Below are 15,058 nucleotides of genomic sequence, written 5' to 3'. Positions count from 1 at the left end.
CGTGGCAGTGAAGCGGAACGTCCTGCGCGTGGCGGAGCGTGGGTGGGGCGTCTACCGCACCGTCACGGCCGCTGTCAGGGCGGCCGAGGACGGCGCGGTGATCCACGTCCAGCCCGGTGTCTACAGAGAGTCACTGGTCCTGGACCGCGATCTCACGATCGTCGCGGAGAAGGGTCAGGGTACCGTCAGCATCGCAGCCACACACGGTCCCGCCGTGAGTGTGAACGGCGGCGCGCCCACGCTCCGGGATCTGACGATCGAGGGCGTCCCCGAGAGCGGTCCGGCGGTGCTGGTCAGCGCTGGTCGGGCGGTGCTGGAGAACTGCGAGGTGTCCCGGGGCCGCATCGAGGTCATCCGGGACGCCGCCGCGGAACTGCGCTCGTGCACCGTCGTGGAGGCCCTCGGCGCCGGCCTCCACGCCACCGGCACGGCAAGTGTCCTCGCCGAGGACTGCACGATCCGGTCGATCTCCGGTCATGGCCTGACCCTCAGCGATGCCGCCACCGTGGAGGTGCGCCGCACCGTCGTGGAGCGGGTCAGCGGATGCGGTCTGGTGCTGACCGGGGAGTCCCAGGGCGTCTTCGACGACTGCACGGTGCGGCACACCGGTGACGCCGCGGTGGTGGTGCAGACCCCGGCACGTCCGCTGCTGCGCGGCTGCCGCCTGCACGACAGCAAGGCTCAGGGGGTAAGGGTGACCGACGCACCGGGCGTGACCGCACCCACTCCGGGGGCCGGAACCGACCAGGCGGCAGCCGCCGGCCGCGAGGAGATGCGGATCCGGCTGGAGAAGTGCGAGGTCTTCGGTACCGCCGGGGACGGCGTGGTCGTGTCCGGCACCGCCGAGTTCTGGCTCCAGGACTGCCACATCCGGGAGACGGGCGGAGCCGGGGTGATCGCCGCGGGAACCAGCAGGGTCGAACTCGACCGGACCCGGGTGGTGGACCTGCCCGGGACCGCGCTCGGCGCCGTGGAAAGCGCTCAGCTGTTCGTCCGGGGCAGCACCGTCGCCCGTACCGGCGCCAACGGTGTGCACGCCTCGGACAGTTGCACCGTGGGCCTCACGGACTGCGAGATCTCCACCACCGCGTACACCTCCCTCTACGTCGGCGGCAACGCCCGCGTGGAACTGCGCTCCTGCACGCTACGGGACAGCGCGCAGCACGCCCTGCGGGCCGAGGGCGGGGCGGACGTCCTCGCCGAGGACGTCCATGTCGAGCGGGCGCGGATGACGGGCGTGGACATCAAGGACGCCGACGCGGTGCTGCGCCGCTGTGTGATCAACGAGGCGGAGACCGGCGTCAGGCTGGAGACCAGGCACCGCCCCCTGCTGGAGGACTGCGAGGTGTCCCGGTCCGCCAAGACGGGCATCGAGATCGCCGCCGCCACCGGTGCGGTGGTGCGCGGCGGCCGGGTCGACGGCTCAGGCTCCGCGGGGGTCTTCCTCGACGACGGGACCGAGGCCGTGATCGAGGATCTGGCGATCTCCGACACCAAGGGCAGCGGACTGGTGATCTGGACCGGGGCCCGCCCGCGGGTGCGGTCGGTGACCATAGCCGGCACTCAGAAGAACGGGGTGTACGCGGGCGACGGCGCCGAAGGCCTGCTGGAGGACTGCGCGGTATCCGCCACCGGCTTTCCCGCCGTGTACGTGGGCGCCAAGGCATCCACCGTGCTGCGCCGCTGCCTGGTGCACGACACGGACGAGGACCTGTCCCAGGCGGATGACGCGGCCGCCCGCTTCGAGCAGTGCCGCAGCAGCAACGTCAAGGTCGCCTCCATGCCGACGGAGGACGAGGGGCAGACGGCCGTCGTGACCGGCGCACCCGGAGCGCGCGCCGCCGCGGCGAGGAAGGCCGGGGTCAGCCTCCAGGAGTCCGTCGGCGAGGACCGGCTGCCCGAACTCCTCGCAGAGCTGGACCGTTTGGTCGGCCTGGAGAGCGTCAAGCGCGAAGTGGCCGCCATGGCCAAGCTGATGCAGATGGTCAAGCGGCGTCAGGAGGCGGGTCTGCAGCCGCCCCCGCTGAGCCGGCACCTCATATTCGCCGGCAACCCCGGTACCGGCAAGACGACGGTGGCCCGCCTGTACGGCCAGCTCCTCGCCGCTCTGGGGCTGCTGGCCAGCGGGCATCTGGTCGAGGCCGACCGCAGCGCCCTGGTGGGCGAGTACGTGGGCCACACCGCCCCGAGAACCACCGCGGTCTTCCGACAGGCGTTGGGCGGCGTGTTGTTCATCGACGAGGCTTACTCGCTGGTGCCGGTGGGGCAGAGCAACGACTTCGGGCTCGAGGCCGTCTCCACCCTGGTGAAGCTGATGGAGGACCACCGCGACGACGTGGTGGTCATCGCGGCCGGATATCCGGAGGACATGGAGCGTCTGATCGACTCGAACCCGGGCCTCGCCTCCCGGTTCACCCGCACCCTGAGCTTCGACGACTACACGTCATCGGATCTGGTGCGGATCGTGGAGTACCAGGCGTCCCAGCACGAGTACCGGATTCCCGAGGAGACGGCGGCGGTGCTGCTGGAGCACTTCGACTCGATCGCACGCACCGAGCGCTTCGGCAACGGACGCACCGCCCGTCAGGCCTTCCAGCAGATGACGGAGCGGCACGCCATGCGGGTGTCGGACCTGCCTGGTTCCCCCAGCGACGACGACCTGACGGTGCTGATGCCGTCCGATGTGCCCCCGGTGGTGGCCTGATGGCCACTCACCGGAGGCACACCTGGCGGAGCGCTGTCTCAGCTGGTGACGGACCCCGGAGGTTCGGGGAATCGGGCGGCCCGGTCGGTGTGGGCGTAGGCCTGACCCGAGGCGTTGATCATGGCGATGTAACTGCCGAGCAGCTGGAACGCGCTGGCCTGCATCATCAGAGCCTTCTGCATCGTCGGGTTGATGTGCTGGGCGAACTCCTCGCCGATGTCGGCGAGAACGCGCTGGTCGGCCTTGTTCTGGTCGTCGATGGACTGGCCCGTGCCTCCTCCTCCGGGGTTCGGAGCCGAGCCGCCGTTCTGGTAGGCGGCGATCGGCTGGTCCGGCTGGGGCGGACCCCAGAAGTTGCTGTGCACCGCGGCTTGCACCTTGGTGCGCAGCTGCTCGTACTGCTCGACGCCGCCGGCCGCCTGGGAGAGCAGGTTCTTCTCGGCGGCTCGCACGGCACCCCCATCGAACAGGATCGGCTCGCTGCCGTGCAGCACGTCAGTCGGCGCGTCGCCGCTGGAGTTGCCGCCGTGGTCGGTGTTGAAGCTGGGCAGGTTGTCCTGGTTCCAGCCCACCTGAACGAGGGGGACCTGAGACGTGAGGTCTTTGCCGGCGTCCGGATCGTCGACGATGCCGTCGTCGTCCGCGTCGTCGTCCGACAAATGGAGAGGGCTCTTGTTCGGGGCGGGGGTGGGCATTCTCTTCTCCGGTGCGGGAACCCGGCAGCGAGGCCGGTGGAAAATTCAAGCCGGCAGTCGCCGACTAATACCAGTTTGACATACCGGGGTCCGGTTCCGACAGCCCCGTTCCGGGCTCTGGTAAACCTGCGGAAATCTCTGGCCCGCGGCGCGGGCATGAAAGGAACGTGGCCATGCCGGAAACGTCGCCGGGTGAGCTCCGAGAGGGACTGGAGCGATTGGCGAATGCCCCGTCGGTGCGCCGTGACGCGGACCATGCGCCCCCGGCGGATGCGACAACCGGGTCCGGTGGAGCCGGCGGTCGCGAAAGTGCAGGGGGTGGAAGCCCGGGGCGGATGTCATTGGGCGAGTTCCAGGTCGCACTGCAGGACTTGCACGCTGCGATCGGAATCGTCAGATCGGAAAGCGGGACCGTCTCCGGTCTGATCGGCCGCATCCAGAGTCATTTCGACGCCGCACAGAGCTTTTGGCAGAGCCCGGCGGCGTCGACGTTCGAGACCACCGCCTCGTGGTTTACGACGTCCTCCCGTGCACTGGAGGATCTGCTGAACGAGATGGTCGGGCGTCTGCAGACGGCATACGACAACTACGTGGCCGCTGAGCGCGCCAACACCAATAACTTGGGAGGCTGACATGGCCGACAGCGCTGACTACGACGCCAGTACCATAAAGATCGATCCCGCGCCGCTCGGCGAAGAGGGCAGATCGCTGGTTTCGCTTGCCAAGGAGATGGCCGACTCGATCAGCCGGATCAACAACACCGTCGCCAGTCTGAAGCTCGGCTGGGTGTCCCCGAGCGCCGACGAGGCGCAGGACTTCGCCAACCGCTGGACCAATGTGATGACGAACATGTTCGGGGAGAAGGACGGCGCCCCGGGCGCGCTGCCCGCCCTCGCCGGGGGAGTCATGGGAACGGCCGTCGGATTCAGCCACGTGGAACATACGTTGTGGCAGGCGTTCAACGACTTCCAGCTCGGCATGGCGAGCGGTGGCGGTGGCGGCGGAGACGGGATGGACGGCAGCAACGACGCCAACTTCCCAAGGGACCACACCGGCCCCGACTACCCCATCACCACCGACTACCCGAACAGGTCGAACGCCTAAATGACCAGGACGGATTTCCACCGCCCGGCGAGGACATTCCCCCCGTCGGTCCCGGAGCAGCAGATCTCACTGGCGGCCCCGCCGCAGAAAGCCCAGCAGAACCAGGCCCAGACCTGGTTGTACATGCTGCTGCCGCTGCTCAGCAGCGTCAGCATGGCTGCGTACATGGTCACCTTCGGCAGACCGTGGATGACCATCCTCGGCATCAGCTTCGTCGTCGTGTCCATCGGCGTCATGGTGCTGGTCCGGTCCCAGTCCAGGAACGCGAACCGGCGCACCCAGTACCGTCAGCGCGACCGGTACGTCGAGTACCTCGCCGACATCCGCCGTCAGGCCCGCGAGTCGGCGGCAACGCAGCGCGCCGTCAGCGCCTTCGTCCACCCCAGCCCCCGGCGGCTGTGGGCGATCGCCACCGCCGGTCCGCGCCGGATCTGGGAACGCCGCCCGACCGACCCGGACTTCATGAAGGTCCGTCTCGGCCTGGGGAACGGGGCACCCGCCCTGCGCATCACCCTGAGCAAGCACGGCGACCCCACCACCGAGCACGACCCCGAGTCCCACCGCCGGGCCGAGAGGCTGGCGGGAGACTTCGCAGCCGTCAGCCTCCAGCCGGCATGGGTCGACCTGGCCAATACCGGCGTCCTCACCCTGCTCGGCCCGCAGGAGGTCACGGCCGAGCTCACCGGATCCCTGCTGATGCAGCTCGCCGTGCTGCACGCGCCCGACGACGTCCAGATCGCCGCACTCACCGAGGGCCGGGATCACTCCTGGTCCTGGGTCAAATGGCTGCCGCACACCCGCCAGCCGGGTCGGGCCGACCGTATCCCCATGGTGGCGGAGAGCATGGACGGCCTCGCCGACCTGCTCCAGTCGCATGTGGAGCGGGTCCGCGAGGAAAGGGCGGAACGCGCCGGAGCCCTCGGTCTGCGACGCGAGAACAGGGCCTCCCGCCACCTCGTGGTGGTGCTGGACGGCTTCCGGCCGGGGGCGGAGTGGGCACGCCTGCCGCTGGTGGCGGACCTGCTGGCCGAAGCCGGTGGGGAAAGCGGCCTGCACGTGGTCTGTGTGGTCACCAAGGAGAGCGAGGAACCCAGTCGGGTCGACGCCCGCGCCCGGGTGGACGCAGAGGGCAACCTCACCCTGGAGACCCGCTACCCCGCCCTGGTCCAGGCGGTCGAGGACGCGGTCGCCGACGTGTGCCCGCCGGAACTCGCCGAGCAGACGGCAAGGGCGCTCTCGCCGCTGAAGCTGTCCGGTGAGCAGGAGCAGGTCCTCGCCCGCGCCGTCGCCCTGCCCGAGATGCTCGGCGTCACCGACCTCGGCAGGTTCGACCCCACCGCGCTGTGGCGGGAGCCCGACGACGAGGCGCTGCTGCGGCTGCCCATCGGTTTCACCGGCGACGGAGCCCCGCTGGTGCTGGACCTCAAGGAGTCCGCCCTGGGGGGCATAGGCCCGCACGGGCTGGTGGTCGGCGCGACCGGTTCCGGCAAGAGCGAGCTGCTGCGCACCCTCGTGACGGGTCTGACCATGACCCATGCGCCGGAGCACCTGAGCTTTGTACTGATCGACTTCAAGGGCGGCGCCACCTTCGCCGGCGTCACGGAGCTGCCCCACGTCGCGGGCCTGATCACCAACCTGGCGGACGACCTGGCGCTGGTGGACCGGGTCCGCACGGCACTGCAGGGCGAGCAGCAGCGCCGGCAGCAGATGCTGCGCAGGGCCGGAAACGTGGACTCGGTCCGCGAGTACCAGATCCTGCAGGCGAGTGGCGGCACCGACGTGGACGGCAGGCCCCTGGAGCCGATGCCGTACCTGATGATCGTCGTCGACGAGTTCGGCGAACTTCTCGCACAGCGTCCTGACTTCACCGAGCTCTTCGTCCAGATAGGCCGGGTCGGCCGAAGCCTCGGTATGCATCTGCTGCTGGCCACCCAGCGGCTGGACGAGGGGCGCCTGCGTGGCCTGGAGTCCCACCTGTCGTACCGGATCTGCTTGCGCACCTTCAGTGCCCAGGAGAGCCGCGCGGTGATCGGGACGCCGGACGCCTACCGGCTGCCCTCGATCCCCGGCTCCGCGTACCTGAAGGTCGACGAGTCCGTGTACGAGCGCTTCCGCGTCGCCCATGTCAGCGGCGCGTACGAAGAGGAGCACGAGCGCAGACCGGTCGCCGGCCCCGCCCCCGAACCCGTGCCGTTCGGCCTGCGCACCGCGGAGGACGCCGTCACCGAGGAGACCGACGAGACCGAGCCGTCGGTGACGCTTTCCCGGCCGCGTCCGGGGCAGCGCACCGATATGCAGGTGGCCGTGGCACAGGTGAAGGCGCACGGCAATCCTGTGCACCAGGTGTGGCTGCCGCCACTGCCGCCAGCGGTCGAACTCGACTCGATGCTCGGGCCGGTGGCCGGCAACGACGAGCGCGGCTTCCACTCCGCGCTGGCGCCGCAGGGCGGCGGGCTCTCCTTCCCCGTCGGTGTGGTGGACCTGCCCAGCCGCCAGGAGCAGCGCGCCATGACGCTGGACCTGTCCGGGCAGCAGGGAAACATGATCGTGGTCGGCGGGCCCCAGTCCGGCAAGAGCACGCTGCTGCGTACCCTCATGATGAGCGCGATGCTCACCCACACCCCCGACGAACTGCAGTTCCTCGGGATCGACTTCGGTGGCGGCAGCCTTATGGGGTTGGAGCGGGCACCCCATGTGTCCGGCATCACGACCCGCCACGACGAGCCGCGCACCCGGCGTGCCCTGTCCGTGGTCCGGCAGTTGCTGAACGAGCGGGAGAAACTGTTCCAGGAGCTGCGGATCGACTCCGCGGTGGACTTCCGCAGGCTCCGTGACGAGAAGGCCCTGCCCGACGGCGTCAACGCCGCCGACGTCGTGCTCGTCATCGACAACTGGGCGGGCCTTCGCGCGGCCGTGGAGGAGGCCGACGAGATCGTCCCCGATGTCGCGGTGCGCGGCCTGGGCGTGGGCGTCCACCTGGTGCTCTCCGCCAACCGCTGGGCCGAGTTGCGGGCCAATCTGCGCGACACCATCACCGGCCGCATGGAACTTCGTCTCGCCGATCCCACCGAGTCCGAGATCTCACGTCCGCTGGCCAAGAGCATGCGCGCGTTCATGCCCGGCCGCGGCCTGGTGCAGCCCGGCCACGTCTTCCACGCGGCACTGCCCCGGCTGGACGGAACAGCGTCCACCGACAACCTGGCCAAGGCCCAGGAGTCCGTGGTCGACGAGCTGGTCGCGGCCTGGAAGGGCGCTCCCGCTCCGCAGTTGCGCGTTCTGTCCGAAGTCATCGCACCCGAGGAGCTCGAGCAGGCCACCGAGGCCATGCCCGGCGGTACCGAGGCGCTGCCCGCGGGTGCCGTGCCGATCGGGATCCGTGACTTCGACCTGCAGCCGGCGCTTCTCGACCTGGAGGCGGACGGGCCGCACTTCCTCGTGTACGGCGAGTCGGGCTCGGGCAAGACCTCCTTCCTCCGCTCGTGGATGCGGGCCATGACCAAGCGCCGTTCGGCCTGGGACGTGCGCTTCATCGTGGTCGACTACCGGCGCGGACTGATGGGGGCCGTGCCCGACGACTATGTCGGGGCTAGCGCCGGGGACGCCGACACCGCCACCGCGTACATCGGACAAGTGGTGGAGAAGCTCAAGGAGCGCATGCCTCCCCCGGGTATCACCCCGCGGGAACTGAAGGAACGCGGCTGGTGGGAGGGGCCCGAGCTCTACCTGGTCGTGGACGACTACGACCTGGTGGCGACGGGCGGGACGACCGGCCGCGGACCGCTGGCCGCGGTCGGCGACTACCTCACACAGGCCGCCGAGATCGGCTTCCACGTGGTGATCGCCCGACGGAACGGCGGAGCGGGCCGTTCCCTCTCGGACCCGGTCACCGGCCGGATACGCGACCTCGGGTCGGGCGGCCTGATCATGTCCGGCGACCCCCGCGAGGGAACCGTCCTCGGGGACCAGCGGGCGCGGCGCCTGCCCCCGGGTCGCGGCATCCTCGTCTCCCGCCGCCACGCACCCTCGCTCGTCCAGACGGTGTACGACACGGCCGAAGCCTGACCGTTCACCCGGCTCCACCCCGCACCCCGTCAGACAACACCACCGGAAACCGTTGACCGGGCGGCCCCCACCGGGGCCGCCTGCCTGTGAGGACTACCCGCCATGGCAGCAGAGTTCGACGTTGGCCCCATCCGCGACCTCGGCAACCAGTGGGTCGAGTACTCCCGCAGGATCTACGAGTACCTCGATTCGATGAACGGCAGCGTCTCGTCCCTGTCGACGGCCTGGACCGGCAAAACCGGCCGTAACGTGCAGGTCGTCTGGGACTCGGAAGGCGCGGGCGCCTCGGCACCGTTCAACGTCTACAACTCGATCTTCGAGGCGGCCTGGGTGGCCGACCAGCTCGGGCAGGCGATCCTCGCCTACGCGGACGAACTGCAGAAGACGATCGACCAGATCAACAGGGCGCACCTGGTGGAAGCCCTCGCCGTCATCTTCGGTACGGTCCTGGGAATCGCGGCGTTCGGCATCGGCGGGATCCTGGGCGCTATCACTGCCACTGTCGGCCGGATCGTCGAGGCCATTGCGTCCTTGATCGGCGTGGCCGCCCGTGCGGCCAACGTGGTCGGGCGGATAGGCGCCTTCGCCTGGGACGCGGCGGTCAATGCGGCATTGACGCTCGGCACCGACGTGGCTTCAGGGGCGGCGGCGTCGGCCGTCGCCAAAGTGCCCTTCGTCGTGGACTGGAAGAGCGAGGGCCTCAACATGGGCCTCAGCGTCTGGGCCGGAGGCTGGATGGGCGGTGTCGAGACGCACCTCATGAACGGTAAGTCCCTCGACAACGCCATCGCGGGTGTCGTGGACAGGTATGTGTTCACGCCCCCGAAGGTCAATACACCCGATCTCGCCAGCCTGAACCTGGGCGGTGCCGGCCGCGTCGAGATCCCGGACGTCACACATCTCGCGCCGTTCCCCGTCAACTCGGTGATCGAGCACAATGCCGTGCCGCCGCTGAACGCAGGCAGGATCAACGAGACGGCCGGCGCACCGGTGACCAGCATCGGCAAGGGGAGCGTCGACGTGCCGGCTCCCGGTGGTGTGCGGGACACGCAGGGGCTCCCGAACCAGACGCCCGGCGGGGCGGTGCCGGGGAGGACGGCGCCCGGTGGTGTGCGGGGCACGGAAGGTGTCCCGAACGAGGCGCCCGGCGGGGCGGTGCCGGGGAGGACGGCGCCCGGTGATGTGCGGGGCACGGACGGCCTCCCGAACCAGGCACGCGTAAGGCAGCCCACCGTCGGGGGCGAGGGGCCGCCGCGGAACCTCGTCAAGGACGGTACCGCCCCGGTGACGGTACCTCACGCGAACCTCGACGGGCCGCCGCGCAGCGCCGGAGACGGTTCCGGCAGCGTGACGGTGAAACCCTTGGGTCCGGACCTGACCCCGGCGGCCGGGGGCAAGATCGTCAGGACCGATCCAGGAGTTCAGGACGTCCTCCCGCCGACCAGCGCAGTGCCGCACGGCGCCCCGGGGGAAAGGGTTGTCGCGCCCCCGGCGACGGCGCCGCACACCGGTGGTGCGCGGGAATACATGACGCCGGGGGGCACGAAGCACCGGATTGACGAGAACGGGACACACTGGGTACAGGAAGGGGAGTCGGGCTGGGCTGGACTGGTCGAGGAGCCCCTGGCCCTCCCGGCGCACCTTGACGCGCCCGGCGTGGGGAGCTCCGCTCTGCTGCATGCCGACGTCAACGCGAATGCGCACCTTGCCGGCGGTGGCCCGGGCGCAGCGGCCCATGACGCCGGCTCGGTCTCGGTAACCGCTGGGCGCAACGGCGCGGTGGGACGGAAACCCGAGGTGTCGCACCAGGACTCGGCCAACCCGGTCGAGGGGACCCGAGCCATGGGTCACACCGACGCACGTCGCAACGCGACGGACCCGGCTGCTGGGCAGGCCCCGGGTGGCGCGCGTTCTCGTGAGGACGCTCTGTTCGATGACGTCGTCAGGGAGTTGCAGCAGCAGGGCGTCGAGCGTGGTTCGGTGACCCGGGAAGCTGTGGTCATGGCTGATCGGCAGCTCACCGATTCCTTTGGGCCCGCGCACACCCGGAGTGATCCTCGGGCGCAGGCCCGTGAGATCGCCGCGCATCTACTGGAACGTCCCAGGGGTCGGCTGCCGGGAGCGGGGCGCCCGGTTGAGGCGACAGGTGTCGGTAAGTCCTCAGGGCAGCACGCGCCTCAGGACACGGGGACCGTGTCGGCCTCCCCGAGTCGCGCGGGCGCGGTGGAGGGTCCCGGGACGCGTCTCGGGCCGCCGGACACGTCCGCGCACATGGCGATGCCTGTGCACGTCGACGAGGTCGGGGGTGGAGTCCTGGCCGCGCACTCCCTCGCCTCGGATGCGTCCCTGGTGACTGTGACCAAACAGCACGACATCGGCTCCGGCAGCAGTGCCGACGCCGGCGCCCACAACGGCGGCCGCGCCGTCGAGACCGCTCACGGACCCGGCGACCGCCCCGGTCACGACGCCAACGCCGTCCTGGCCGGCGACGACGCTGCGAGTGCCGGAAACGGCACCCCCGACCACCAGCCGGGAGTCGTCGAGACCGCTCACGGACCCGGCGACCGCCCCGGTCATGACGCCAACGCCGTCCTGGCCGGCGACGACGCTGCGAGTGCCGGAAACGGCACCCCCGACCACCAGCCGGGACATACCCCTACCCCAGAGGGCGCCGGCGGGGCTGTGGAGTGGAACGCCTTCAAGCAGGAGCACGACGCGAAGACCCAGGCGGTCGTCGATGCGGAGGCACGCCTGGAGCTCCACCGGCAGGACCTCGACACGGCCTGGGACAGGGGCTATGACACGTTCGTCGAGAACAACCTGTTCGGCAGTACTCATCTGTCACCGGACGGGCGGCGCGAGGCCTTGTCGCCGGACGGGCGCGAGGCGCGGATCGCCAAGTCGCAGTGGCGCAAGGACATCACTCGTGAGTTCCGGTTGGAGGTCGAACGGACGGGCCACATTTCCTCCGACGCCTTCACGCGCATCGTCGACCGCGCCAAGAGCAACGCGCACAAGTACCTCGTCCGGGCGGACCAGATCGAGAGGTTCACCGCCCGCTTCAAGGAGCAGGTGAGCGCCTACAAGGCGAACCGGTTCGGTGAGGGCGGCGATCTGCCGCAGTTCGACGGTCTTACCTCAAAGTACGTCTTCGACCACGACCTGCAGACGTACGTCAAGGACGACACCAAGGCCTACGGGATCGACGACACTCCTCAGGGTCCCGACGTGAAAAAGTTGAACGTCGGCGGTACCGAGGAGGACGTATTCGTCGAGTACAAATCCGACGACGGCCCTCGCGACCACTTCCGCGACAAGACGCATGACTACAACGTGCTCGAGCAGTACTACATCGGCAAGCACGACCAGCTGACCAAGATCCTCGGGGGGTTCGCCCGCGACGGCGACACAAGCGGCCGGCTGCCCGCGCACACGGGACGGCAGATCGAAAGGCTCCTGGACGGGGTGTTCGACGACCTCGGGAAGATCGCGACCCGGGAGCACGACATCCGGGTGGCGACCGGGGAGAAGTTCGACGACATCGCCGATATGTGGGGGGAGCCGCAGGACGACTTCGTGCAGCAGGTGCGGCTGGACTTCCAGCGAGATCTGCGCACCCAGTACGACGTCGTCTTCCGGCACGAAGACGCCGACGAGCAACTGCTCATCGACGCGGCGAACGACGCTCACACGCTCCCCGAGGGCGACAAGGCCCGTGCGCAGTGGAACGAGATCGTCGCCCGTGCGATCGACGGGATTGGCGGCCGCTTCGAGAGGGAGGGCTTCGTCCGGGACCAGCTGACGAAGGAGTCGCTGCACGCCCAGGACCGCTTCGCGGACCTCGGCGAGCACTTCCTCGCCCACTTCGGCGAGAACGGGCGGCAGCGCGTCATCGGCGAGTACCTCGACACCGTCCGCACCACGGCCCGCCGCTGGTTCGACAGCCCGAAGACCGGTGACTCCGCTCCGCAGTGGATCGATGTACGCGACGACCTGCGTTCGACGCTGCCCGACCGGATCCGTCACGAGGGCGACCTGCAGTTCGTGGTCGGTGAGTCCGCGCACGCGTTCCACGAGATCCTGGGCCACCCGCTCAGCACCGAGTCCTTCCAACTGCACGAGGACGTCATCAGCAGGCTGGGCGACGACTTCCGCACGGACCGCGTCGTCAAGTACGACGAGATGTTCGCCCCCACGGGGCACAAGAGCGACGCTTGGCTGTCGCACGAGTCGCGTCACGAGGACGCCTTCCAGTCCCACCTCGGCGATCTGCGCGACGGCGGCTACTATCCCGACATCGTCGACCCCTACCCGGCCTTCCGCGACTGGCGAACCGCCGAGCCCGCAGGCGGGAAGGCCGACCTCGCCCTGACCGAGCCGGTGCCGTCGAAGACGACGCGTGCCGACCTCGGGCTGGACGATGCGGTCGAGTCCGGTGGGACGCGTTCGGTGCGGGAGACGGAGCCGGCGCCCGTGGTCGCCCCCTCCGATGTGCCGTCGAGGGTGGCGGATGTCGAATCCGTGGTGGATGATGCGGTCGAGTCCGGTGGAGCCGGCCGGCCGGTCGAGCATGGGTCGACCGGCTCGAAGGATCTTCCCCCGGTCGTCAGAGCCGACGAGAGCACCGTTCCGAGCCGTACCCCGGAGCCGGAACCTGCCGAGGGCGTGCTTGCGCAGGAGCATGTCGTGGCGCCGGTGGTTGCCGACTCGCGTCCGGCGTTCGTGCGGGGTGAGCGGTTCGATACAGCCGACGAGAGCACCGTTCCGAGCCGTACCCCGGAGCCGGAACCTGCCGAGGGCGTGCTTGCGCAGGAGCATGTCGTGGCGCCGGTGGTTGCCGACTCACGTCCGGCGTTCGTGCCGGGTGAGCGGTTCGATGTGCGGCGTTTCGATGTCGGCGGGGCTGCCAAGACCGAGCTGCATGTGCGGGTGGCGTTCGACGGTGCGAGGTCGCCGGAGGAGGCCGACGGCGTGTTGGAGTCGCTTCGGGAGGGTGTCGTTCGCGAGTTGAACGGCTGGAAGCGCTACCACCGGGACTGGTTGCAGGTGACGGTGGAGCGGGTCGAGACGGGTGGGGATGCCCATCTGACGGTGGCTTTGGGCGATGGCGACGTGCCGATGGGCACGTACACGTGGTGGCGGGATGCGGAGGGTCACGAACTCGCGCAGCAGTTGGGTGTGCATCTGGGGCTCCTGAGAGAGGTACCGCTGGGTGATTCCGCGCGTGAGGCATTGCGGGCCCGGGATCCCGAGGTCCACGACAGCATGGCGCATTCCGGTGGTCGGACCAGGCATGTTTCGTGGGAGCTCTTCGAGCAGCTGACGCTACGACCCTTCCTCCACCACCCCTTCCTGATCGACAGCGCCGCGGGCAGCGACGGCAAGGCTCTCCACGTCCAGGTGATGGTCGAACTGCCGACTTCGGTGCATGTCGATCCCGAGGCCTCCAGGCCCTTGCGGGCGCGAGTCGACGAGGCCCTCAGCCAGGACATAAAGAGCCTGAACGCTCTGGTCTCCCAGGTGACCGGGGACACGTCGGCGACTGTCTCGACGCTCTTCGTCCCTGAAGGTCGCAACGCCCTGATACGGCTGGTCAGGGACCAGTACACCGGGCGCTTTGCAATCCGTACCTCGGGCCGACAACTGATGGAGGGCCTCCTTGACGGCCTCAGGGGCCGCTTCGGCGACGAAGACCGGCACCTCACCGCCGGCACGCGCGTCGACGCCGCCACGCGGCGCGTGACGGAGCAGATGCAGCGGACCCGCGAAGTCAACGACATGCTGCGCCCGTTGACCGGGGTGGAGTTCACGGACCAGGAGGTCATCGAGGCCGAAGCCGACCTGACGGACCACTTCGGTGACGACTTCAGTGACCTGCACCCGGACTCGCAGGTTCAGGGCATCGCCGAGTTCCTCGTCCGAGTGGATCCCACTCTGCATGCGCTGCACGGTGAGGCCCTGGCCGGATCGAGCGCCGGGCGGCTGATCGAGAACAAGAAGAGCAACAGGGCACTCAAGGGCAAGGATCGGGAACGTACGGGCAGCGTGGAGCGCCCCGAGTTCGTCCAGGGTTCGGCCAGTTCGGGCCGAGTCCTGATGCCCGAGGAGGGTCTCGCGAGGGATCAGGCGTTCACCGATGCCGTCGACGAGGCAGGCGGAACCGAGGGCGCGCTGCGCGGTCTGACCCGTGCCGAGATCGAGACGGTCCTCAGTATCGAAGCGACCCGTGCCGATGACGCCATGTATGACGGCTTCAGCGAGTTCATGGGGCAGGCCGACGCGCGTCGCGACGTGATCGACCCGGCTGCCGCGCCGGCCCCGGGTGGGGTGCGTTCTCGTGAGGACGTTCTGTTCGACGGGGTGAGCAGGGAGCTGGAGCGGGAGGGCGTCGAGCACGGTTGGGTGACCCGGGAAGCTGTGGTCGTGGCTGATCGGGAGCTCACCGATGAACTTGGGGCCGCGCACACCAGGAGTGATCCTCGGGCGCAGGCCG

Annotated in this window: 6 protein-coding genes; 5 read left to right on the top strand and 1 reads right to left on the bottom strand. The window is 69.5% G+C overall.

Features of this window, described 5'->3' with window-relative positions; genetic code table 11:
- Window position 1 precedes the first annotated feature (1 nt).
- Complete coding sequence (locus AC3ET4_RS16125; protein WP_431949797.1) at window positions 2-2,704, top strand: right-handed parallel beta-helix repeat-containing protein; 2,703 nt, start codon at window positions 2-4, stop codon at window positions 2,702-2,704.
- 38 nt (window positions 2,705-2,742) lie between these two features.
- Here the strand turns inward: AC3ET4_RS16125 and AC3ET4_RS16120 are convergent, their stop codons facing one another.
- Entirely contained in the window at window positions 2,743-3,399 is a 657-nt protein-coding gene (locus tag AC3ET4_RS16120) for a hypothetical protein (protein ID WP_431949795.1), read from the bottom strand.
- A 341-nt stretch (window positions 3,400-3,740) separates the two neighbouring features.
- Between AC3ET4_RS16120 and AC3ET4_RS16115 the strand changes: the two genes are divergently transcribed.
- From AC3ET4_RS16115 to AC3ET4_RS16100, 4 genes are all read left to right on the top strand, one after another.
- On the top strand, window positions 3,741-4,031 hold the full coding sequence (locus AC3ET4_RS16115; protein ID WP_431949793.1) for a WXG100 family type VII secretion target: 291 nt from the start codon (window positions 3,741-3,743) through the stop codon (window positions 4,029-4,031).
- 1 nt (window position 4,032) lies between these two features.
- The gene (locus tag AC3ET4_RS16110; protein ID WP_431949791.1) at window positions 4,033-4,503 is read left to right on the top strand and encodes a WXG100 family type VII secretion target; all 471 of its coding nucleotides are present in this window, start codon (window positions 4,033-4,035) and stop codon (window positions 4,501-4,503) included.
- Window positions 4,504-8,565: a type VII secretion protein EccCa gene (gene eccCa, locus AC3ET4_RS16105; RefSeq protein ID WP_431949789.1), complete on the top strand. Its 4,062-nt coding sequence runs from the start codon at window positions 4,504-4,506 to the stop codon at window positions 8,563-8,565.
- A gap of 102 nt (window positions 8,566-8,667) precedes the next feature.
- A partial coding sequence (locus AC3ET4_RS16100) for a hypothetical protein (protein WP_431949787.1) occupies window positions 8,668-15,058 on the top strand: 6,391 nt, incomplete at its 3' end.

It is taken from the genome of Actinacidiphila sp. bgisy167 (assembly GCF_057707665.1).
The sequence above is the reverse complement of the archived record's forward strand: the minus strand, read 5'-3'. Positions and strand labels throughout refer to the sequence as shown.